At 63.9% G+C, this 22,655-nt stretch carries 20 protein-coding genes and 1 riboswitch; of the genes, 6 read left to right on the forward strand and 14 right to left on the reverse strand.

Translation table 11 applies throughout. The features are described from left to right. Positions 1 to 49: 49 nt before the first annotated feature. A complete protein-coding gene (gene fba / locus ACSBOB_RS16485) occupies positions 50 to 1,114 on the reverse strand; it encodes a class II fructose-bisphosphate aldolase (RefSeq protein ID WP_442583458.1) in 1,065 nt (354 codons plus the stop codon). Positions 1,115 to 1,277: 163 nt separating this feature from the next. Here fba and ACSBOB_RS16490 point away from each other — a divergent pair, with 163 nt between their 5' ends. Continuing rightward, the gene (locus ACSBOB_RS16490) at positions 1,278 to 2,042 is read left to right on the forward strand and encodes a triose-phosphate isomerase (protein ID WP_442583459.1); all 765 of its coding nucleotides are present in this window, start codon (positions 1,278 to 1,280) and stop codon (positions 2,040 to 2,042) included. A gap of 176 nt (positions 2,043 to 2,218) precedes the next feature. Here ACSBOB_RS16490 and dhaL read toward each other — a convergent pair whose 3' ends face one another. From dhaL to gcvT, 5 genes are all read right to left on the reverse strand, one after another. Continuing rightward, a complete protein-coding gene (gene dhaL, locus ACSBOB_RS16495) occupies positions 2,219 to 2,857 on the reverse strand; it encodes a dihydroxyacetone kinase subunit DhaL (protein WP_442583460.1) in 639 nt (212 codons plus the stop codon). Between the two features lie 55 nt (positions 2,858 to 2,912). Then, a complete protein-coding gene (locus ACSBOB_RS16500) occupies positions 2,913 to 3,911 on the reverse strand; it encodes a dihydroxyacetone kinase subunit DhaK (protein ID WP_442583461.1) in 999 nt (332 codons plus the stop codon). Between the two features lie 286 nt (positions 3,912 to 4,197). Further along, positions 4,198 to 7,008: an aminomethyl-transferring glycine dehydrogenase gene (gene gcvP, locus ACSBOB_RS16505; RefSeq protein WP_442583462.1), complete on the reverse strand. Its 2,811-nt coding sequence runs from the start codon at positions 7,006 to 7,008 to the stop codon at positions 4,198 to 4,200. Positions 7,009 to 7,019: 11 nt separating this feature from the next. After that, complete coding sequence (gcvH, locus tag ACSBOB_RS16510) at positions 7,020 to 7,388, reverse strand: glycine cleavage system protein GcvH (protein ID WP_442583463.1); 369 nt, start codon at positions 7,386 to 7,388, stop codon at positions 7,020 to 7,022. 5 nt (positions 7,389 to 7,393) lie between these two features. Next, complete coding sequence (gene gcvT, locus ACSBOB_RS16515) at positions 7,394 to 8,494, reverse strand: glycine cleavage system aminomethyltransferase GcvT (protein ID WP_442583464.1); 1,101 nt, start codon at positions 8,492 to 8,494, stop codon at positions 7,394 to 7,396. A 150-nt stretch (positions 8,495 to 8,644) separates the two neighbouring features. After that, positions 8,645 to 8,731, reverse strand: a riboswitch (glycine riboswitch). A 191-nt stretch (positions 8,732 to 8,922) separates the two neighbouring features. Between gcvT and ACSBOB_RS16520 the strand changes: the two genes are divergently transcribed. Then, on the forward strand, positions 8,923 to 9,924 hold the full coding sequence (locus ACSBOB_RS16520; protein ID WP_442583465.1) for a hypothetical protein: 1,002 nt from the start codon (positions 8,923 to 8,925) through the stop codon (positions 9,922 to 9,924). A 21-nt stretch (positions 9,925 to 9,945) separates the two neighbouring features. Here ACSBOB_RS16520 and ACSBOB_RS16525 read toward each other — a convergent pair whose 3' ends face one another. From ACSBOB_RS16525 to ACSBOB_RS16555, 7 genes are all read right to left on the reverse strand, one after another. Continuing rightward, the gene (locus tag ACSBOB_RS16525; protein WP_442583466.1) at positions 9,946 to 10,167 is read right to left on the reverse strand and encodes a hypothetical protein; all 222 of its coding nucleotides are present in this window, start codon (positions 10,165 to 10,167) and stop codon (positions 9,946 to 9,948) included. A gap of 34 nt (positions 10,168 to 10,201) precedes the next feature. Then, positions 10,202 to 10,987 (reverse strand): molybdopterin-binding protein, encoded by a 786-nt coding sequence (locus ACSBOB_RS16530; protein ID WP_442583467.1) that lies wholly within the window; start codon positions 10,985 to 10,987, stop codon positions 10,202 to 10,204. Between the two features lie 2 nt (positions 10,988 to 10,989). Beyond that, positions 10,990 to 11,877 carry a cytochrome b/b6 domain-containing protein gene (locus ACSBOB_RS16535; RefSeq protein WP_442583468.1) on the reverse strand — a complete coding sequence of 296 codons (888 nt, stop codon included), beginning with the start codon at positions 11,875 to 11,877 and terminating at the stop codon, positions 10,990 to 10,992. Between the two features lie 215 nt (positions 11,878 to 12,092). Continuing rightward, positions 12,093 to 12,740 (reverse strand): DUF1345 domain-containing protein, encoded by a 648-nt coding sequence (locus ACSBOB_RS16540; protein WP_442583469.1) that lies wholly within the window; start codon positions 12,738 to 12,740, stop codon positions 12,093 to 12,095. After that, a complete protein-coding gene (locus ACSBOB_RS16545; protein ID WP_442583470.1) occupies positions 12,737 to 13,207 on the reverse strand; it encodes a YaiI/YqxD family protein in 471 nt (156 codons plus the stop codon). The genes ACSBOB_RS16540 and ACSBOB_RS16545 overlap by 4 nt, the downstream gene beginning before the upstream one ends. Positions 13,208 to 13,222: 15 nt before the next feature. Further along, positions 13,223 to 13,963, reverse strand: coding sequence for a hypothetical protein (locus ACSBOB_RS16550; RefSeq protein WP_442583471.1), 741 nt, complete (start codon positions 13,961 to 13,963; stop codon positions 13,223 to 13,225). A 150-nt stretch (positions 13,964 to 14,113) separates the two neighbouring features. Then, on the reverse strand, positions 14,114 to 15,241 hold the full coding sequence (locus tag ACSBOB_RS16555) for an S-(hydroxymethyl)glutathione dehydrogenase/class III alcohol dehydrogenase (protein WP_442583472.1): 1,128 nt from the start codon (positions 15,239 to 15,241) through the stop codon (positions 14,114 to 14,116). A 354-nt stretch (positions 15,242 to 15,595) separates the two neighbouring features. On the opposite strand from ACSBOB_RS16555, the gene ACSBOB_RS16560 reads away from it, so the two are divergent. From ACSBOB_RS16560 to ACSBOB_RS16570, 3 genes are all read left to right on the forward strand, one after another. Next, on the forward strand, positions 15,596 to 16,762 hold the full coding sequence (locus tag ACSBOB_RS16560; RefSeq protein ID WP_442583473.1) for a porin: 1,167 nt from the start codon (positions 15,596 to 15,598) through the stop codon (positions 16,760 to 16,762). A 175-nt stretch (positions 16,763 to 16,937) separates the two neighbouring features. Beyond that, positions 16,938 to 18,950: an acetyl-CoA carboxylase biotin carboxylase subunit gene (locus ACSBOB_RS16565; protein ID WP_442583474.1), complete on the forward strand. Its 2,013-nt coding sequence runs from the start codon at positions 16,938 to 16,940 to the stop codon at positions 18,948 to 18,950. 136 nt (positions 18,951 to 19,086) lie between these two features. After that, complete coding sequence (locus tag ACSBOB_RS16570; RefSeq protein ID WP_442583475.1) at positions 19,087 to 20,460, forward strand: class II 3-deoxy-7-phosphoheptulonate synthase; 1,374 nt, start codon at positions 19,087 to 19,089, stop codon at positions 20,458 to 20,460. Positions 20,461 to 20,759: 299 nt separating this feature from the next. Here the strand turns inward: ACSBOB_RS16570 and ACSBOB_RS16575 are convergent, their stop codons facing one another. Next, positions 20,760 to 21,827: a diguanylate cyclase domain-containing protein gene (locus ACSBOB_RS16575; protein ID WP_442583476.1), complete on the reverse strand. Its 1,068-nt coding sequence runs from the start codon at positions 21,825 to 21,827 to the stop codon at positions 20,760 to 20,762. 345 nt (positions 21,828 to 22,172) lie between these two features. On the opposite strand from ACSBOB_RS16575, the gene ACSBOB_RS16580 reads away from it, so the two are divergent. Then, positions 22,173 to 22,607, forward strand: a complete 435-nt coding sequence (locus tag ACSBOB_RS16580; RefSeq protein ID WP_442583751.1) for a GFA family protein — start codon at positions 22,173 to 22,175, stop codon at positions 22,605 to 22,607. Positions 22,608 to 22,655: the final 48 nt, after the last annotated feature.

A 22,655-nucleotide genomic window follows, 5' to 3' on the forward strand; every position in this document is an offset into this window, starting at 1 on the left:
GGCCCCGTTTGTCATCTGGCGGCAGGTCGCGAGGGTTGGAGCGGGCTCGTCAACCGAATTTCGGGTCGAGGCTGCCGCTCTTGTAGCGCTTCGCCATCTCTGACACCGGCAGCGGCCTGATTTTTTGCGCATTGCCGGCCGTGCCGAATTCTTCCAGCCGCTGCTTGCAGAGTTTCGTCATCGCCGCCATCGCCGGTTTCAAATATTTGCGCGGGTCGAACTCGCTCGGGTCTTCCGAAAGCACTTTTCGGATCTGGCCGGTCAGCGCCATGCGGTTGTCGGTGTCGATGTTGATCTTGCGCACGCCGTTCTTGATGCCGCGCTGGATTTCCTCGACCGGCACGCCCCAGGTCGGCTTCATCTTGCCGCCGTAGCGGTTGATGATCTCCTGAAGGTCCTCCGGCACCGAGGACGAGCCGTGCATGACCAGATGCGTGTTCGGCAGTTTTTTATGGATTTCCTCGATGACATGCATGGCGAGCACGCCCCCATCGGGTTTGCGCGAAAACTTGTATGCGCCGTGCGAGGTGCCCATGGCGATCGCCAGCGCGTCGACCTTGGTTTCGGCGACGAATTTCACCGCTTCGTCGGGGTTGGTCAGCAACTGGTCGTGGGAGAGTTTTCCCTCGGCGCCGTGGCCGTCCTCCTTGTCGCCCATGCCGGTCTCCAGCGAGCCGAGCACGCCGAGTTCGCCCTCGACCGAAATGCCGCCGAGATGCGCCATGTCGGTCACCGTCTTCGTCACGCCGACATTGTAGTCCCAGTCGCCGGGCGTCTTGCCGTCGGCCTTCAGCGAACCGTCCATCATCACCGAGGTGAAACCGGACTGGATCGCCGTCATACAGGTTCCCGGCTCGTTGCCATGGTCGAGATGCACGCAGACCGGGATGTTCGGGTAGATCTCGGTCAACGCGTCCATCATGTGCTTGAGCATGATGTCGTTGGCGTAGGCGCGGGCGCCGCGCGAGGCCTGCAGGATCACCGGGGCATCGACGGCGTCCGCCGCCTCCATGATCGCCAGCGCCTGCTCCATATTGTTGATGTTGAAGGCAGGCACGCCGTAGCTGTGCTCGGCGGCATGGTCGAGCAACTGGCGAAGGGTGATCCGGGCCATGCAGTCTATCTCCTCACACTGGGGCAAATCTGGATGCGCCCGACGCCATAATGGAAAATGTCTCGGGAAAACAGACGCTTTCCGGCTTTTTGCAAAGTATCCGGTTCCTATTCGTGGCTCGATGCGGCATTGCTCAACCTGAACCGATTGAAAGGGACTTGCCGTGACTTCCTATTTTGTCGGCACCAGTTGGAAGATGAACAAGACACTGGCCGAAGCGCTGGATTTCGCAGGGAAACTGAAGGCGTTCCTGCCGGGATTCGACGAACGCATCCAGCCTTTCGTCGTTCCGCCCTTCACGGTGGGACGGCAGGTCAAGGCGGCGTTGTCCGGTAGCCGGATCAAGGTCGGGGCGCAGAACATGCATTGGGAGGATGCCGGTGCCTGGACCGGCGAGATTTCACCGCTGATGCTCCGGGATTGCGGGCTCGACTGGGTCGAACTCGGCCACAGCGAGCGGCGCGCGTTTTTTGCGGAGACCGATCGCACGGTCGGCCTGAAGACGGCAGCGGCGGTGCGGCATGGCCTCGTGCCGCTGGTCTGCGTCGGCGAGACGCTTGCCGAACGGGAGGCGGGCAGGGCGGACGCGGTGCTGGCGGAGCAGGTGAGAGGCGCGTTGGAATTCCTTGACGACGCAGGCAAATCCACGCAGATCCTGTTCGCCTACGAGCCGGTCTGGGCGATCGGCGAAAAAGGTATTCCCGCCAGCGCGGACTATGCGGACAAGCAGCAGGCGCTGATCAAGCGGGTCGCCGGCGCGATCCTGCCCGCCGCACCGCCGGTGCTTTACGGCGGCAGCGTCAATCCCGGCAACACGGCCGAACTGATCATGCAGCCGCATATCGACGGGCTCTTCATCGGCCGCTCCGCTTGGGCAGCGGAGGGGTATATCGACATTCTCAGGCGGGCGGCGGCGGCGATCGGGTAGCGCCGCCTTTACCCTCTCCCTTGAGGGGAGGGTCGCGGAGAAAACCGAGCGGCACGCGAGGTTTCGACGCGGGGTGGGGTCGGTGATGAGGCGCTCCATCCTGAAGCAACCCTTCCCCGTCTCGATCGCCTTGTTTCACAAAGCTCTCTCGAAGCCGCTTCCTCAAGGGGAGAGATTCAGTTGGCCACTGCCTCCCGTATCGCCTCGATCACCACCACCGCCGAGGCCGCCCCTGGATCCATATGCCCGAGCGAGCGCTCGCCGAGGCGCTCGGCGCGGCCTTTTGCGGCGACCATGTTTTTTGTCGCTTCGGCTCCGGCCTTGGCAGCGTCGACGGCGGCGGCGAGCGACGCGGCGAGGTCGCCACCGGTAGCAAAACGCTCGCCGGCAGCGTCAGCGGCGGGCAGCCAGGCGTCGATCATTGTCTTTTCACCGCGTTCGGCCTTGCCTCTGTCCTGGATGCCTTTGGCCATGGCCTGGAAGGCAGCGATGAAATCTGCCTCCGTCAGCGACGGCTTACCTTTGATGGCCGCGCCGGCGCGCATGAAGGCAGTGGCGTAGAGCGGGCCTGAGGAAGCGCCGACGGCGTTGAGGAACGATTTTGCAGCGGTGTTGAACACCGTGGTCGGATCGGCGGCGGAGTCGAGAGCCGATACCGCGTCACGCGCAGCAGAAAAGCCCAAGGACATCGCGATGCCGTGGTCGGCGTCGCCGATCACGCCGTCCAGCGCGCAGAGCCTGTCCTTTTCGGCTTCGATTGCCTCGGCGATCTTTCCGAACATGGCGATCAGGCGGGCGGAGGTGATGTCTGTCATGCAATGATCCCGGATTTCTGGAGCGCGCTTTGGAGATTGCCGAGGAGCAAAAAAATCAGCCGGCGCGGAACATGGCGCAGTCGCAGGGATGTTCCAGCATCTCCTGCAACTCGCCGTCGAGCCGGTGCAAGGTCACCGAGGCGCCGGCCATTTCGAGGGAGGTGCAATACGGCCCGACCCAGGTCGCATGCACGCCGACGCCGATGTCGGCCAGGCGCTGCCGGACGCGGCGGTTCATGATGTAAAGTTCCATGGGCGGCGTGGAGCCAAGCGAATTGACGAGCACGGCGACCTTGTCGCCCTTCGACGGCGCCATCTCGGAGAAGATGCGGTCGAGCATCTCGTCGACGATCTCGTCGGCGGTCTTCAGCTTGCCGCGCTGGACGCCCGGTTCGCCATGGATGCCCATGCCGATCTCCATCTCGTCGTCGCCGATCTCGAAATTCGGCTTCCGCGTCTGCGGCAGCGAGCAGGGTGAGAGCGCGACGCCCATGGTGAAGGTCTGGTCGTTGGCTTTCCGCGCGATGCGCTCGACCTCGTCGAGGGAAAACATCTTGTCGGCCGCGGCGCCGCCGGCCTTGAAGACAAAAAAATTGCCGGCCACGCCGCGACGCTTGGCTTTGGTCGAAGTGGCGACGTCGTCGGTGGTCAGCACCGTGCGCACCTCGATGTCGTCCATCGCCGCCATCTCTGCGGCCATGTCGAAATTCATCACGTCGCCGGCATAGTTGCCGTACTGGAAGAGCACGCCGGCGCCGCCGCTGACCGCCTTGGCGCATTCGACGATCGGATCGGGCGGCGGCGAGGCGAAGACGTTGCCGACTGCGCAAGCGTCGGCGAGGCCCTTGCCGACATAACCCAGGAAGGTCGGCTCGTGGCCGGAGCCGCCACCGATGACGATGCCGACTTTTCCGGGGCGCGGGCCGTTCTTTGCCACGATCGAGCGTGGGCTGCCGGGGACGGCGAAAAGGTGGTTGGGATGGGCGGCGAGCACGCCTTCCAGCATTTCGTCGACGGCCCTGTTGCCGTCGTTGATGATCTTCTTGGTCTGCAAGGCGTCCTCCCGGTATGCGTTGCGCGATACTACGCGGCGCGACGCGGAATGCCAGCCTTTGGAGTGGGCCGCAAGCCGAGACACGCCTGGGGACGGCTTCAGCGCTCGATAAGCCAAAATCGGTCGGACGTTCGCAGCCGAGCCGGCGCAAATGCCGGGGACAGTTTACTTAATTCCGCCGGCATCAGCCTTGAAGCGCCGCGCCTTTCTGCGGAATTAAGTAAACTGTCCCCTGTGGTTCCCTTTCGAGCATTGACCTCGCGGGGATGTTTTTCGGGCCGTATGGCTACTCCGCCGCGCCGAGATAGTCCGCCAGCGGCGGGCAGGAACAGACGAGGTTGCGGTCGCCCGCGACATTGTCGATGCGCGACACCGGCGGCCAGTATTTGGCCGCAACGTTCGGGTCGGCGGCGGGGTAGGCCGCTTCGAGCCGCGAATAGGGATGGCTCCACTCGCTGGCCAGCGCTTCCGCCGCCGTGTGCGGGGCGTTGACCAGCGGATTGTCCGTCTTCGGCCATTCCCCCGAGGCCACCTTGGCCGCTTCCCTGGCGATGGAAATCATCGCCTCGCAGAACCGGTCGAGTTCGACCTTCGGCTCGGATTCGGTCGGCTCGACCATCAGCGTGCCGGCCACCGGCCACGACATGGTCGGCGCATGGAAACCATAGTCGATAAGCCGCTTGGCGACATCCTCGACGCCGATGCCCGCGCTGTCCTTCAGCACGCGGGTGTCCAAAATGCACTCATGCGCCACGCGGCCGTTGCGGCCGGCGTAGAGGACCGGAAAGTGCTCGCTGAGGCGGTTGGCGACGTAGTTTGCGTTGAGGATCGCCATTTCGGTGGCGTTCTTCAGCCCGATGCCGCCCATCATGCGGATATACATCCAGGTGATCGGCAGGATCGAGGCGCTGCCGAACGGCGCCGCCGAGACCGGATGGGTCGAGCCATGGTCGATATGGCCGGGCAGGAACGGCGCCAGGTGTTTCGCCACGCCGATCGGCCCGACGCCGGGTCCGCCTCCGCCATGCGGGATGCAAAAAGTCTTGTGCAGGTTCATGTGGCAGACGTCGCCGCCGATGTCGCCCGGCCGCGCCAGGCCAACCAGCGCGTTGAGATTGGCGCCGTCGAGATAGACCTGCCCGCCATTGTCATGGATCAGTTTGGTCAGGTCCTTGACACCCTCCTCGAACACGCCGTGCGTCGAGGGGTAGGTGATCATCAGCGCCGCCAGATCGGCCTTGTGCTGCTCCACCTTGGCGCGCATGTCGTCCATGTCGATGTCGCCGCTGTCGGTGCATTTCACCACCACGACGTCCATGCCGGCCATCGCCGCACTGGCCGGATTGGTGCCGTGAGCGGAGGAGGGTATCAGGCAGATGGTGCGGTTCGTCTCGCCACGCGATTCGTGATAGCGGCGGATCGCCAGCAGGCCGGCATATTCGCCCTGGCTGCCGGCGTTCGGCTGCAGCGACACGGCGTGGAAGCCGGTGATTTCGGCCAGCCAGCGCTCCAGATCGTCGGTCATCGATTTGTAGCCCTTCGAATGCGCCTTCGGCGCGAAGGGATGCAGATTGGCGACATTCGGCCACGACACCGGGATCATCTCGGCGGCGGCGTTGAGCTTCATGGTGCAGGAGCCGAGCGGGATCATAGTGCGGTCGAGCGCCAGATCCTTGTCGGCCAACCTTCGCAGGAAACGCATCATCTCGGTTTCCGAGCGGTTCTCGTGGAAGAACGGCTGGGTGAGGAAACCTTTCAGCGGGCGCGGCGCGCCGGGCAGAGCGCGTTCGGCGGTCGCTTGGACCTTCGCATCCAATAGCGCTGCGATGGCCTGGAGGTCGGCTTCGGTGGAAGTCTCGTCAAAACTGATGCCGACAAGGTCGGCATTGACCATCCGCAGCAGGCGGCCGTCCTTCTGCGCTGTTTTGGCGAGCTCCTTGGCTTGGCCCTTTACCTCGACCGTCACGGCGTCGAAGCGATGCTCGCCCAACACGGTATGGCCTGCCGCCTTCAGCGCGGCGGCCAGTCGCGCCGCCAGCCCATGCACGCGGTTTGCGATGGCCTGAAGGCCTTCCGGTCCGTGCCAGATGGCATAGGCCGTGGCCATGTTGGCCAACAGCGCCTGCGCGGTGCAGATGTTGGAAGTCGCCTTGTCGCGGCGGATGTGCTGTTCGCGCGTCTGCAAGGCGAGTCGAAAACCGGGACGTCCTTTCGAATCGACCGATTGTCCGACGAGGCGGCCCGGCATCAGGCGGGTGAGCTTGTCCGACACCGCGCAATAGGCGGCGTGCGGGCCGCCAAAACCGATCGGCACGCCGAAACGCTGCATCGAGCCGACCGCGATGTCTGCGCCGAGGCTGGCCGGGGTCTGCATGATGGTCAGCGCCAGCGGGTCGGCGACGAAGATGACGATCGCGCCGGCGGCCTTTGCCTCGGCGATTTTTTCGGAATGGTCGCCGAACACGCCGTAAGTGTCCGGCCATGCGACGACGAGGGCCGCCGTGTTGTCGTCGATCGTGTCGCCGTCGATCTCCCAGCCCAGCGGCTCCGCACGGGTTTCGACCACGTCGCGGGTCTGCGGATGCGGCTGGTTGGCGAAGGCGATCTTCGTGCGCTTGTCCTTGTGATGGCGCACCGCCATGCCCACCGCCTCGGCCAGCGCGGTCGCCTCGTCAAGCAGCGAGGCGGAGGCCACGGGCAGGCCGGTGAGTTCGGTCGCCAGCGTCTGATAGTTGAACAGCAGTTCCAGCCGGCCCTGGCTGATCTCGGCCTGATAGGGCGTGTAGGCCGTGTACCAGGCCGGGTTCTCGAACAGGTTGCGCAGGATGACCGGCGGCACATGCGTGCCGTGATATCCCAAGCCGACAAAACTTTTCAGCACGACATTGGCCGACATTTTTTCCGCCAGTTCGGCCAGCGCCTCGGCTTCCGTGGCCGGAGCTGGCAGGTCGAGCGGTCGGCCGAGCCGGATCGACCGCGGCACGGTCTGCGAGATCAGCGTCTCCAGCGACGGTATGCCGAGCGAGGCCAGCATGGCGCGCGTCTCGGCGATGCTCGGGCCGATATGCCGGCCGGCGAATTCGGATTTCTCGGTCATGATTCCTTGCCTCAGCCGATATGCTTCTTGTAGGCGGCCTCGTCCATCAGGCCTTCCAACTGGCCCTTGTCGGCGAGTCTCATCTTCCACAGCCAGCCGTCGCCGGTGGCCGACGAGTTGACCAGCGCCGGCTCGGAGGACAGCGCGCCGTTGGCGTCGACGATCTGGCCGTCGACCGGGGCGTAGACGTCCGACGCGGCCTTGACCGATTCGACAACGACCGCGACATCACCCTTCTTTACCGTCTTGCCGGCTTCCGGCAGTTCGACGAAGACGAGGTCGCCAAGCTGCTCCTGCGCGTAGTCGGTGATGCCGACCGTCGCCGTGTCGCCCTCGACGCTGATCCATTCGTGGTCTTCGGTGTAGAAAATCTGCGGCATGGGGTTCATCCTTTGCGATAGCGGTGTGGGGTGAAGGGCAGGGTGTGGACGTCGACGGGCACTTTTGTGCCGCGAACGTCGGCGAAAACGCGGGTGCCGGGTTTGGCGAGTTGGGCTGAGACGTAACCCATGGCGACAGGGTGGCCGGCCGAGGGGCCGAAGCCGCCCGAGGTCACACGGCCGATCGCGGCGCCCGTCTCGTCGAACAGCGACGCGCTGGCGCGCACCGGCTGGCGGCCATCCGGCTTCAGGCCGACGCGTTTTTCGCCGGTGCCAAGCGCGATTTTTTTGTGCAGCGGTTCGGCGCCCACGAACGTTCCCTCGGTGCGCAGCGTCTTGGGGATCGCCCAGAGCAGGCCGGCGGCGACCGGATCGGTGTCCTTGCCAATGTCTTGCCCATGCAGGCAGAGCCCGGCCTCCAGCCGCAGGCTGTCGCGGGCGGCGAGGCCGATCCAGATCAGGCGTTGGTCGGCCAGCAGTTTTGCGACGAGTTCCCGCGCGTCGGCTTCCGGCAGGCCGATCTCGAAGCCGTCCTCACCGGTATAGCCCGACCGGCTCATGAACCAGTTTTCGCGCGGCTCGAAGCCGGTCATGAAGGCGAGGGGCGAGCCGTCGACGCCGGCGGCCGTCAGTACGGCTTCGGCCACCGGTCCCTGGATCGCGAGGAAGACGCGGTCGAGCGGCGTCACCGTGCAGTCGAAACTTTCCGCCAGCGCCTTCAGATGCGCCTCGTCCTCGGCGGCGTTGCCGGCATTGGCGACCACCATGAAGCGAGTCGCGCCGAGCCGGGTGACGATCAGGTCGTCGATGATGCCCGCCGTCTCGGTGAGGAAGAAGGTGTATTTCGATTGCTGTTCGGCCAGCGCTTCGGCGTCAAGCGGGCAGGCTTTCGACAACAGTGCCAATGCACCCGGCCCGGAAACCGTAAACAGCTTCATGTGCGAGATGTCGAACAGGCCAGCGTGTTCGCGGGTGTGAAGGTGCTCCTTCATCACGCCTGCCGGGTATTGCAGCGGCATCGACCAGCCGGCGAACGGGCCGAAGCGCGCTCCGGCGGCCTGGTGCATATCTTCGAGCGGAAGTTTCTTCGAGCCGAGGTCGGTCATTGCTTCTCCAGAGCGCACGTATCCGGCCGCTGAAACGGCCATTCCGTGCCCCTCTGTCTGAAGCCTGAGAGACTCGCGCAACCGGAACTCTGTCGGCGGCGCTTACACCTTCGGCGCGGGGTTTTTAGGCCCCGACTTTCCAGAGTGTCTTGACCGGCTGCGGTTCTTTTGCCTGAGAGATTTCGGGCGATTTCCCCTTCGGCGGCAGCAATTGCTGCTCTCTCCCGCGAACCGGCGAAGTCCCTTGCGGAACCTCCGACGAGTCGTATGTAGCCCACGGGCTGGCCTTTGTCACCAGCGGCCTCGGCTGAAACAGATCGCTAACCACCCTCCTTTGCGCAATTTCAAGACCGGCCTGTTATTTCAGAGCAAAGAGGCGGTTGAGCGGGCGGGGGGCCGGCGCGACGCGCCCGTTGCGGGGTGCAGCGATGGACGAGATGACGTCAGGCTTTGCAGGCGAGATGGATGCGGCGAAGGAGATGATCTCCGCCGCCGACGTCAGAGCGATGCGCGCGCTGGTCTATCCGGATGGGGTAGTGTCGCGGGCGGAGGTCGAAAAGCTGTTCCGGCTGAATGCGGCAGCGAAATCCGTCTGCCCGGAATGGCGTGATTTCTTCGTCGAGGCGGCCACCGATCATCTGGTGCATCAGGAACGGCCGGAAGGTTACGTCTCCGACGAGAATGCCGGCTGGCTGATCAAAATGATCTCGCAGGACGGCGTCGTCGAGACGCTGACCGAGGTCGAGTTGCTGGTGACCGTGCTGGAAAAGGCGAAATCCTCACCGGAAAAGCTCGTGGCTTTCGCTCTGGAGCAGGTGGCGTCGGCGGTGATCGGCGGGGCAGGGGCGCTGGCGCGGGTGGAGGGCCGGCGGCCAAACGTCGTGGACCAGGACGAGGTCGAGCTGATCCGCCGCGTGCTCTACGCCTTTGCCGGCGACGGCAATGTCGCGGTGACCCGTGCCGAGGCGGAAATCCTGCTCAGGATCAATGACGCCAGCATAGAGGCCGAAAACGATCCGGCCTGGAACGACCTGTTCGTCAAGGCGATGATGAATTTCGTCATGTTCGTTTCCGGTTACCAGACGCCGAGCCGCGAGGAAGCGCTACGCCACGAAGTGTTCCTGGACAGCCCCAATGTAGGTGTCGGCGGCTTCTTCTCCCGCATGGTGTCCGGCGGGCTTTCGGCGATCCTGCGCAGGGACGACATGCCGCAAGACACCGATGACGCCTGGCGCGACCGCAATGCCGCGCGGGACGTGGCCGTGCGGGCAGCCGAGACGGTCGATGAAAACGAAGCCCGCTGGCTTGCGGAACACCTCTGCAAGAGCGGCAACCTGCGTGAAAACGAACGCACGCTGCTCATTTCGCTCCGCGATTCGGCTCCTTCGGTCGCTCCGGCGTTGCAACCTCTACTCGACAAGGTCGCCTGATCGCCGAAGAGAGCGTCTGGCCTAAAAATCCGAGTTGCGGACACGGTCCTCAAGATCAAGCCGTTTTTCGTCCGGCGTGGCGAGGCGCCTGAACAGCCATTCCGAGATCAACCCGCCGACAATACCCGCCCCGACGAATTGCGCGGAGCCGACCCACCATTTGTCGGCCATGAACAACAGGGCGAGGCCTCCGGCCGCGAAGGCCAGGAAAACGGCGGTGCGGACGAGGTGCGCCTTGCTCACCGGAAATCCCTTCGGGATTGATCGGCGAGCAATATCACATCCCGCCGAACCAGTCGTAGCCGCGGTCTTCCCAGTAGCCGCCCTTGCCGAAACCCATGGCGGCGAAACTGTCGACCAGTTCGATGCGATGGATGTATTTCGGCATCTTGTAGCCGAGTTGCCGTTCGACCCGGACGCGCAGCGGGGCGCCGTTCTCGACGGGCAGCGGCTTGCCGTTCAGCCCGTAGGCCAGGATCGTCTGCGGATGGCGCGCGTCGGCGAGATCGATGGAGCCGTAATATTTGACGTCGCCCGAAAGGCTTCGCTCGATCGTGTCGAGGCATTCAAAGACGACAAAACGCGCCTGCGGCTTGACCTTCGCCTCGTCCAGCACCAGCGCCAGCGGCACGCCGGTCCATTTGGCGATGCAGCTCCAGCCTTCGACGCAGTCGTGGCGGGTAATCTGGGTGCGCGACGGCATTTTCTGAAGCTCGTCGCGCGACAAGGAAAGAGGCTTCTCGACAAGGCCGGTGACTTCCAGCCGCCAGTCGGCAAAATCCCTGGAAAGCAGATCCTTATAGACCGAATCGTCCGGCGCGGTGATGCCGTTCGGCCGCTGCGGTTGCCGGATGTCGGCCTCGGTGAATTCCTGTGCCAGTGCGTCGCCGGCGAGCAGCCGCTGCACGCTATAGGTCAGGTCGTTTGCACTCTCCAGCACGTTGCGGACGCTGCCATCCGCAGGCAATCCATCGAAGATATCGCACCCCGAAAGAAGCATTCCGGAAGCGGCAACGCCCGATGCCGAAAGGAACTTTCGTCGGTTGATGTGAAAACCGGCCATGGTCACGACCTCACTTCCGATTGCGGTTGGGCTCGCGCCGGCGGGTCGGTCCGATACCAGCCGGTTATGATCGAGCGCAGTTCGTTGATCGGCCCCGCGGCGGCGATCATCAGCATGTGGATGACGAAGAAGGCGACGAGAAGCAGCATCACCAGGAAGTGGATGCTGCGCGCCGTCTCCCGTCCGCCGAACATCTCCGGCAGCCACGGGAGCGCGGCGTTCATGGTCGGCGACATCGCAAGGCCGGTGGCGATCATCAGCGGAAACAGCACGAACAGCACGCCGCCATAGGCCAGCTTCTGCAAGGTGTTGTAGTCTCTGACGTGATGGAAGCGCAGCCGGGCGTGGTTTGCGATGTCGCGGGGCAGGGCGCGCAGATCGGACAGGCGCGGCGCGAGATCGCGGCGGAGATGGCCGTTGATCAGGCTGCCCAGCAGCCAGAGGAGGAGTGTCGCCGAAAGCAGCCAGGCGAAGAAGAAATGCACGACGCGGCCGGTCGCGAGGTCCTGATAGGACGGGATCGTCGCCCAGGCCGGAAAGCCGCGTCCGACCGCCTGTCCGTCCTCCCAGGACAGGCCGAGCAGGCCCGACGTGTCGAAGCGCTTGCCGAAGACGGTGGCATAGCCCGCCGGGCCGCTCGCGGTGTTCTCTGCGCCGATCGACACGATGGAATTGTCGAAGCCGAAGCCCGACTGGTCGCCGACATAAAGCGTCGGATGCGCGTTGAAGATCTGCAATCCCGACAGCAGCAGGAAGAACAGGCTGATCGCCCAGATCCAGTGCGTCAGCCGCGTCCAGAGATGTTGCCGGTAGATGAGCTGTCCTTTGACGGCGCCGGGTTGTCCGATGTCGACCGCCGCCCGTTCTGATGGCGTATCGGTGGGGTCCATCTCTGTCTCCTCGTCCTTCCACGCCCAGGCCCACGGCCCGGCGGGCATGAACGTCGGCTTGCGATCGCGGGCGGCCGATGTCCGTCCGGACCGCGGCCAGCCTTGCAAGTGAATACGGAATTTTTGGTGGTTTGTTTCATCCCCGGGCCGGCCGGAGTGCGTGCAAAGCGCCGAGGGCACGCGAATGTGAACGCCTGCGGGGCCGTACGGCCTGCCTAACCTGCAAAACTGACGGCGAGGTTGACCGCGGCGGCGACCAGCACCGTGTTGAAGAAGAACGAAACCACGCCATGCACGATGCTCAGCTTGCGCATCTCGGTGCTGGTGATCGCCACGTCCGAGGTCTGGGCCGTCATGCCGATGACGAAGGCGAAATACACGAACTCGTAGCCGCCGGGCTCGGGCGTCTGCGGAAATTCCAGTCCGCCCTGCCGTGGAGCCGAGCCGTCGGAGCGGATGTGCGGCGGCGACCAGTAGATGTGGGCGTAGTGGAAGGCGGCCATCGTGTGGACAGTGACCCAGCCGAGCGCTACAGACGCCAGCGCCAGAGCGAGTTGCGGCACGGTGGGATGGTTGACGACATTGATCAGCCTGAACAGGGACACCACAGTCACGGCAACCGCAAACAGCGTCACGACGAAGATCGTCCATTCGGGCACGTCGACACGTGCCGCGTGCTTGTGCAGGTAGCCGGCGCTGAGATAGCGCAGCTTGATGGCGCTGAGCACGAGGTAGACGGCGAAAAAAGCGTTCGCCGCCGTGGCGACGGCATAGGCCGGCGCGACGATCAGGAGGACGACCAGCACCGCGGCACCGGCTGCGAGCGCGTAATAGAAGGAGGCGCGGCGATTGTGCCAGGTCATGCCGCGCCTTTGGCCGCCTCCATGGCGCGGCGCGCCATCTGGTCGAGCGCGCCGAGGAAGCGCGACCGGTCCTCGCGCGTAAAGCCGGCGTTAAAACCCTTGCTCTCGCCGGTCTCGCGCAGATGCTGCTTCAAGTCGCGCATCGCCACCGCCATACCGATATTTTCGGGCGTGAACGGTTTTCCCGTTGGGCCGAGCACATGCGCGCCCCCGGCTACAGCCCGCGCCGCCAGCGGAATGTCGGCCGTCACCACGATATCATTGGCACAGGCGTTGTCGACGATCCAGTCGTCGGCCGCATCCGCCGATTTCGGCACGACGACGTTGCGGATCATCGGGTCGCGCGATGGTCTGAGCCCGCCATTGGAGACGAAGGTAACGACGAGGCCAAGCCGCTCGGCGACCTTCACCACCTCGTCCTTCACGGGGCAGGCGTCGGCATCGACCAGGATTGTCGGATAGGGCATTTGCGCCGGTATGTCTCATTTCTTGTCGGAAGCCAACCCGACGAGCAGACGGGCGACGATCATGTCCCGTAGCACGATTCCCCGGGGGACGCGATTCGCTGTGACGGCCACCAGGCGGCTGGTGTTTTCCCGCTCCATCTTCTCCAGTGCCTCGACATTGCTCGCCTCGTCGGAGACGGATTTGTCGGTGAACCCCGGGACATTCAATATATCTGCCGGCGTGGCGCTTCTCAGCGCCGCCATGAACTGTTGTCCCTGATCGGAAGCGTCGAGCAGGCCGGCCACGACGATGCCTTTGCTCGAGGCAACATATTTGCCATCAGCGTCGATGATGACCACCGACATTTCGGGGTCGCTGGCGGACAATACGTGGATGTATTCGCGTATCACGCTTTCCACATAGAAGGAGCCGCGTCCGAGTTGAAGCGTCAGCGCGATCGGCTCGCCGGGCTCGATCGTCCTGGCGGCCTGTTCGAGCATTACATAGTCGCCCTTGGCAATGAACTCGCCATCGACGATCGACTTGCTCAGCGGGACCGGGTCCACCGGCTTCGCGGCAACCTCGTGGAACTTCGCCCCCCATCCTCCCGGCGCAGTAAATTCCTGCACTTTTCCCGACACGACGCCGTAGGCAATGAGAGGTAGAAGCATCAGCGCAAGGAAGGTCACGCTGTCGCCGAGCGAGAACCTCTTGATGCAGAATGCCAACAACACGCCGACGGCCAGAACAACCGCACCTGCAAGAATTGCTTCCATGGCGCACCCGACAAACCTACTGCGCCATGCAGTCTATCATCCAATACCGCGCGCTGTGCTATACAAAATACCTGCCTCGCGTATTCCCGCCTTTCTCGCCTGACTATAGCTCGGTTGTTGGCACGCAGGAGAGGGTCAACAAAGGAAGCCCTAATAAACCACCACGCTGCGAATGCTCTCGCCGGCATGCATCAGGTCAAAACCCTTGTTGATCTCGTCGAGCGACAGCGTGTGGGTGATCATCGGGTCGATCTCGATCTTGCCGTCCATGTACCAGTCGACGATCTTCGGCACGTCGGTGCGGCCGCGCGCGCCGCCGAAGGCCGTGCCTTTCCAGGTGCGGCCGGTGACCAGCTGGAAGGGCCGGGTCGATATCTCCTGCCCGGCGCCGGCGACGCCGATGACGACCGACTGGCCCCAGCCGCGATGCGAGGCTTCCAGCGCCTGCCGCATGACTTTTGTATTCCCGGTGCAGTCGAAAGTGTAGTCGCAGCCGCCGATCTGGTCCGCGCCACGCTTGGTGAGATTGACGAGATACGGCACGATGTCGCCGTCGATCTCCTTCGGGTTGACGAAATGCGTCATGCCGAATCGTTCGCCCCACGCCTTCTTGTCGTTGTTCAGGTCGACGCCGATGATCATGTCGGCGCCGGCCAGACGCAGCCCCTGGATGACGTTGAGGCCGATGCCGCCCAAACCGAACACCGCTGCCGTCGCGCCGGCCTCGACATTGGCCGTGTTGATCACCGCGCCGATGCCGGTGGTGACGCCGCAGCCTATGTAGCAAATCTTATCGAAGGGCGCGGCCGGATTGACCTTGGCCAGCGCGATCTCCGGCAGCACGGTGAAGTTCGAGAAGGTCGAGCAGCCCATATAATGGAAGATCTTGTCCTTGCCGATCGAGAACCGGCTGGAGCCGTCCGGCATCAGGCCCTGGCCCTGCGTGGCGCGGATCGCCGTGCACAAATTGGTCTTGCGCGACAGGCAGGAGGGGCACTGCCGGCATTCCGGCGTGTAGAGCGGGATGACGTGGTCGCCCTTCTTCAGGCTGGTCACGCCCTTGCCGATGTCGACGACCACGCCGGCGCCCTCATGGCCGAGGATCGCCGGGAAGAGGCCTTCCGGATCTGCGCCCGACAGGGTGAATTCGTCGGTGTGGCAAATGCCTGTGGCCTTCACCTCCACCAGAACTTCACCCTCGCGCGGCCCCTCGAGGTCGACCTCCATGATCTCCAGCGGCTTTCCAGCGGCGACGGCCACGGCGGCGCGTGTTTTCATGGGACGGTTTCTCCGGATGTGAATTCGGGCGGCAACCTTTCAGGAATCATGGCGCCGGGCAACCCTACCAAAGCAGAGGCCGCACGGCTTTTCGCGGCAATCGCCTGCCGCGGGGCCGGCCTCGGCCAAGCGAGTGTATCTTTGCTGCCACATTTCCGCCCGTTTTGCACAAAGCGCAGGCTGCGGCGCACATCCTTCGTAGAAACCTGATGGCATATGTATTAAGCGGAACTAATGGAAATGGGGGTTCCGGTTAGTCGTAAGCCTTTTCCAACGTGGGCCGTGAGGGGCACCGTTCCACGTGAGTGTTTTTGAATGCCCGTTTTGTTAAACCAGTTTTCTGGAGGTCAGAAAGTGAACATTAAGAGCCTTCTTCTCGGCTCCGCTGCGGCACTGGTCGCAGTCACCGGCGCTCGTGCGGCCGATGCGGTCGTGGTTGCCGAGCCGGAACCCGTCGAATACGTCCGCGTCTGCGACGTCTATGGTTCGGGCTTCTTCTACCTGCCCGGCACGGAAACCTGCCTGAAGATCGGCGGCTATGTCCGCGTCGACATCCGCGGCGGCGATTTCTACGGCGTGACGAGCGCCGCAGGCGACGACACCTACAACAACCGTGTCCGCTTCCAGCTACGCGCCGACGCCCGCAGCGAGACCGAACTCGGCACTCTGCGTTCGTATGCCGCCATCAATTTCAACTATCAGGTGTCCGGCAGCGGCACGCCCGCCTACGACATGAACGACGGTGTCGGCATTGAGCATGCCTATATCGAGCTCGGCGGCTTCCGCATCGGTAAGACGGACTCCTACTTCTCGACCTTCACCGACTATTCGTCGGGCGTCATGAACGACGGTATCGTTCCCTACGGTCCGTTCGGCACGCTGCAGATCGCCTACACCTACACCGGCGAGAACGGCTTCTCGGCCGGCATCGCGATCGAGCAGGGCGACAACAACGATGGCAAGAACTACACGCTCTACGATGCCGCCGGCGTTCCTCTTCCCATTACGCCTGAGACCCGCGCTGGCATCACCGGGAACTATGGCCCTTATGTCGTCGGCGGCCTGTCGCTGAAGCAGGGCTGGGGCAAGATCGGCGTCGTCGCCGGTTACGACAGCTGGCAGGAAGAAGTCGCGGTCAAGGGTCGCCTGGACATCAACATCACCGACACCGCTTCGGTGTTCGTGATGGCCGGCTGGGATTCCGGTGGCGATAGGATCGAAACCAATGCCGCTGGCACGGTAGTCGTCGACAACGGCAGCAACTACTACGCTGGATGGGGTGGCGACTGGGCCATCTGGGGCGGCACCGCGATCAAGCTGAACGAGAAGGCCACCTTCAACGCCGAAGTCGGTTATGACGACTTCGAGGACTTCTCGGTTGCCGCCAACATCCGCTACGAACTGGTTCCCGGCTTCGCCATCACGCCGGAAATCGTCTATGCCGACAATTTCAGCGACGATATCGTGAACGCCTACGATAACGCCTGGGGCTTCAACCTGCGCTTCCAGCGCACGTTCTGATCGGCTTCACCGATCGGCCTAGACAGAACCCGGCGGGCAACCGCCGGGTTTTTTCGTTGCTGGCCGCACATGCACGATATCCGCCATAGCTGCGCATCTTGCCCAACACGCCGCTTGAGCCGGCAGCGCCATCCCCATAAGAAGGGGCGGCGTTCCGTGGGGAGAAGCCGTCTTAATGTTCAGCAAGATACTGGTCGCCAATCGCGGCGAGATCGCCTGCCGCGTCATCAAGACGGCGCGGAGGATGGGCATCGCGACGGTCGCGGTCTATTCCGACGCCGATCGCGACGCCGTCCATGTCGAGATGGCCGACGAGGCGGTGCATATCGGCCCCGCGCCGGCCGCCCAGAGCTATCTGGTCGCCGAAAAGATCATCGAGGCATGCAAGGCCACGGGAGCGCAGGCCGTGCATCCGGGCTATGGCTTCCTGTCGGAGCGCGCCTCCTTCTGCGCCGCGCTCGAAGCGCAGGGCATCATCTTCATCGGCCCCAAGCCGAAAGCCATCGAGGCGATGGGCGACAAGATCGAATCGAAGAAGTTCGCCAACGCCGCGAAGGTCAGCACGGTCCCCGGCCATCTCGGCATCATCGAGGATGGCGACCACGCGGAAAGAATCGCCGGCGAGATCGGCTATCCGGTGATGATCAAGGCCTCGGCCGGCGGTGGCGGCAAGGGTATGCGCATCGCCTGGTCGAAGGACGAGGTGCGCGACGGTTTTGTCCGCGCCCGTTCCGAGGCCAAGAATTCATTCGGCGACGACCGCGTCTTCATCGAGAAATTCGTGGTCGAGCCGCGCCACATCGAAATCCAGGTACTGGCCGACGGCCACGGTAACGCCATCTATCTCGGCGAGCGCGAATGCTCGATCCAGAGGCGCAACCAGAAGGTCGTGGAGGAGGCGCCGTCGCCTTTCCTCGACGAGCAGACGCGAAAGGCCATGGGCGAGCAGGCAGTCGCGCTGGCGAAGGCCGTCGACTACCAGAGCGCCGGTACGGTCGAGTTCATCGTCGATGCAAAAAAGAACTTCTATTTCCTCGAGATGAATACGCGCCTGCAGGTCGAACACCCGGTGACGGAACTCGTTACCGGCGTCGACCTCGTCGAGCAGATGATTCGCGTGGCCGCTGGCGAAGAGCTCTCAATTCGCCAGCAGGATGTGAAGCTGAACGGCTGGGCGGTGGAGAGCCGGCTCTATGCGGAGGATCCCTACCGCAACTTCCTGCCGTCGATCGGCCGCCTGACGCGCTACCGCCCGCCGGCGGAAGGCCGGAGCGGCGACGTCGTTGTGCGCAACGACACCGGCGTCACCGAAGGCTCGGAAATCTCGATGTTCTACGATCCGATGATCGCCAAACTCTGCACCTGGGCGCCGGACCGGCTGACGGCGATCGACGCCATGTCGGATGCGCTCGACGAATTCGTCGTCGACGGCATCCAGCACAACCTCCCGTTCCTCTCCGCCTTGATGCGTCACCCGCGCTGGCGGGAGGGCAGGCTTTCCACCGGCTTCATCGCCGAGGAGTATCCCGACGGTTTTGCGCCCATCGTCCCCAACGACGGAGAGAAGGTGGTGATCGCGGCGGTGGCTTGCGCCGTGGAACTGCTGCGCCGCGACCGGCTCGACCGGCTTGGCGGCCGGCTTGCCCCGCATTCCGGCGCGCTGAAACAAGACTGGGAGGTGAAGATCGGCACCGACTACGTTGCCGTGCGTCTCGGCGAGGGGCTGGTGTCGGTGCCGATGGAGATCGACATGATGGTAGCCGGCGGCAAGCCGCTGACGGTTGTCTCCGACTGGCGGCCGGGCGAGCCGGTCTGGCGCGGCACGGTCGGCGACCGCAAGGTGGTGGCGCAGCTTCGTCCCCTGGAAAACGGCGTGCGCATCGACTGGAAAGGCATGTCGGTGACGGCCCGCGCCATGTTGCCGCGCACGGCGGAACTCGACAGGCTGATGCCGGTAAAGGTGCCGCCGGATACGTCGAAGATGCTGCTTTGCCCGATGCCGGGGCTGGTGATGTCGATCGCCGTGGCCGCGGGGCAGGACGTCAAGACCGGCGACATCCTCGCCGTGGTCGAGGCGATGAAGATGGAAAACGTGCTGCGCGCCGAGCGCGACCTCACGGTCTCGAAGATCAACGCCAAGCCGGGCGACAGTCTGGCGGTCGATGCGGTGATCATGGAGTTCGCGTGACCGCCGATTGCGAGTTGCCTCGCTACCCGATGAACTCCGGTCTGGAATAGCTGCCATCATTCTTGTATAGAGCCGCCTTCCCGAAGGACGGGAAGGCAGGGCATTCCGCCCTTGCGAGCGACGATTGGGTGCGACGATGACGAAATGGTCCCCGAATTCCTGGAGAGCCAAGCCGATCATGCAGGTTCCGGCCTATCCGGACCAGGCAGCGCTGGCCGAGGTCGAAGGCCGTCTCGCCACGTTTCCGCCGCTGGTTTTTGCAGGTGAGGCACGCAAGCTGAAGAAGCAGCTTGCGACCGTCGCTGCCGGTGACGCATTCCTTCTCCAGGGCGGCGACTGCGCCGAAAGCTTCGCCGAGCATGGCGCGGACAACATCCGCGACTTCTTCCGCGTCTTCCTGCAGATGTCGGTGGTGCTGACCTTCGCCGGCGCGCAGCCGGTGGTGAAGATCGGCCGCGTCGCCGGTCAGTTCGCCAAGCCGCGCTCGTCCGACAATGAAACGAAAGCCGGCGTGACGCTGCCCAGCTATCGCGGCGACATCATCAATGGAATCGACTTCGACGAGAAGTCGCGTATTCCCGATCCGGTGCGCCAGGAGATGGCCTACCGGCAGTCGGCGGCGACGCTCAACCTGCTGCGCGCCTTCGCCCAGGGCGGCTACGCCAGCCTTGAGAACGTGCATCGCTGGATGCTTGGCTTCGTCGCGGATAGCCCGCAGGCCGAGCGCTACGAATCGCTTGCCAACCGCATCACCGAGACGATGGACTTCATGCAGGCCATCGGCATCACCTCGGAGAGCAATTATTCGCTGCGCGAGACCGATTTCTACACCAGCCACGAGGCGCTGCTGCTCGGTTACGAGGAGGCGCTGACCCGCGTCGATTCGACCTCCGGCGACTGGTACGCGACCTCCGGCCACATGATCTGGATCGGCGATCGCACGCGCCAACCTGACCACGCGCATGTCGAATATTGCCGCGGCATCAAGAACCCGCTCGGCCTGAAATGCGGCCCGTCGCTGACAGCCGACGGACTGCTGCAACTCATCGACATGCTGAACCCGGAGAACGAGCCCGGCCGGCTGACGCTGATCGCCCGCTTCGGCTCGGACAAGGTCGCCGACCATCTGCCGAAGCTGGTTCGCGCCGTGAAGAAGGAAGGCCGCAACGTCGTGTGGTCGTCGGACCCGATGCATGGCAACACGATCACCGCGGCCGGTTACAAGACGCGGCCCTTCGACCGCATCCTCAAGGAGGTGCAGACCTTCTTCGAGGTACACCGCGCCGAGGGCACGCATCCGGGCGGCATCCATATCGAGATGACCGGCAAGAACGTCACCGAATGCACGGGCGGCGCCCGCGCCATCCGCGACGACGAGCTGCAGGATCGCTACCACACCCATTGCGACCCGCGCCTCAACGCCGACCAGGCGATCGAACTGGCGTTCCTCGTCTCGGAGCTTCTCAAGAAGGGCACTGGCGTGACCCAGCGCAAGGTCGTCAACGGATGATGCTACTGCCCGGCCTTGGCGGCCGGGCAGCCCGTTTTGTGGTGCGTCCTTCGAGGCTCGCCGCAGCTATTTCGGCTAGAATTTCAATGCCGTGCGAGCTCGCACCTCAGGATGAGGACCGCTGGGTGTAGGCCGCCAATCTGCGGGTTAATGCTCAGGTTTCAGAACTGGTGTGTAGTCATCAGCGGTCCTCATCGTGAGGTGCGAGCCCGCAACGTGTTGAAAGTTTAGATGAAACGTCTGCGGGCGAGCCTCGAAGGACGCACCACAACCTCACCCCACCCGACAAGCGGCGGCGTTCAATCCTTCTTGTAAAGCAGCCAGCTCTTCAGCGGGCGGTCCTGCACCGTCGAGAATTTGGTCACGCGGTTGCGGCCGGTGATCTTCGAGCGGTAGAGCGCCCGGTCGGCCTTCGAATACAGATCGTCGGGACCGTCGGCCTCCGACGCCATGCAGATGCCCATCGATATCGTCACCGGGCCGTAATTGATGCCGGTCGGCGACGAGAACAGCGTCTGCTCGACCAGCGTGCGCAGTCCGTCGGCCAGGTCGAATGTGGCCTGCTCGCCGGCGCCTTCCAGGATCAGCGCAAACTCCTCGCCGCCGGTGCGCGCCACGAACATGTCGATATGCAGGTTGCCGCGCAGGATCTCGGCGACCAGCTGGATGATCTTGTCGCCCACCGGATGGCCGAAGCGGTCGTTGATCTCCTTGAAACGGTCGATGTCGGCCAGCACCAGCGCGCCGAACATCACGCCCCTGCGATCGTTGTAGACCTCGGCGATACGCCGGTCGAAAGCGCGCCGGTTCCAGATGTGCGTCAGCGGGTCGGTGTCGGCGAGGATCTTGTATTTCTCCAGCGCCGACTTGACGGTCTCGAGTTCCGCCGACTTTTCGCTCAGGGTGCTTGCCACCTGCCTGCCATGGTCGATGGTGGAGGTGGTCGCGACGCTCATCACGCCGACAATCCTCTGCAGCAACTCGCGGCTCATCGTGTGCCGGCTGGTCAATCCCTCGGATGTCTCGGTCAGCACCTCGCCATATTTCTCGATATGGGAGCGCTCGCTGCGCAGCAGGCGGGCGACGTCTTCCAGTTCCTTGGCGAGCGTCTCGCGCGCCGTCTCGACGATCGAATGCTCGTGGTTCTGCGCGAAGAATTTTCGGCCGATGCGGTCCAGCTCTTCCTGCGACGGCCGGTGGCTCAGCGACACAACCTCCAGCGTCAGTTCATGATTGGAACCGGTCAGCGCCTCGTAGAATATCTCGTAGTTGCGCGGCAGACCCATCACGCCCATCTGCCGCATCGTCGTGACGACGCTCATGGCGATGTCGTTCGACTTCTCCGCGGGAGCTACCGCCGGCTGCATATACGACTACTCCAACGCGCGCGGTGCCGGCTGGCCCGGCCTGTTTTTCTGGACCGGCATTCATGTCGGTCCGGGGCAGGCGGCTGCCCGGCAGAAGCGGGGACGCGAGCGTCATACTCGCATCCCGATATGTCTAAGATTGCAGAGTTCCTTCTAATGTTTCCTTAATTACGGTGAGGTCGGCGGCGACTTTGCAAAATCTTTCAAGGTCTTGCCTCGTCCGCCGAATACTGGTGTCGCCTTTGTGGCAGGTCGGCGCGAGCAATGTCGCATTCAAGCCGGCGAGAACTGGCCGAACGATGCGAGGCTGCGCGGATGGGCAAACGAACCGTCGAAGAGGCCGTCATGACCGACACCCACACCGGCTCGTGCAATTGCGGCGCGGTGCGTTTCCGCACCGCCGGCATCTTGCGCGGCATCGTCTATTGCCACTGCTCGCAGTGCCGCAAGCAGTCGGGCCATTTCTTCGCCGCGACCAGCGTCGAGGCGTCGAGGCTTGAGATCGACGGCGAGGACGCCATCACCTGGTATGCCGGATCGCCGCAGGCACTGCGCGGCTTCTGCCGCATCTGCGGCGCGGCGCTGTTCTGGAGGCAGGAAGGCGGCGACACGGTCTCCATCCTCGCCGGGGCCTTCGACAAGCCGACCGGGCTCGACGGGTTGATGCACATCTTCGCGGCCGACAAGGGCGACTATTACGCCATCGACGATGGTCTTCCCGTCCATGCGCAATGGTGGCCGGACGAACCGGGGGCAGCAGACGAACCCGCACAGGGATGATCGCCCGTCCACGATTGCTGAACGCAGCGTCGCGGCATTGGCGGCTCG

Source organism: Mesorhizobium sp. KACC 23794 (assembly GCF_052180275.1).
GTDB lineage: Bacteria > Pseudomonadota > Alphaproteobacteria > Rhizobiales > Rhizobiaceae > Kumtagia.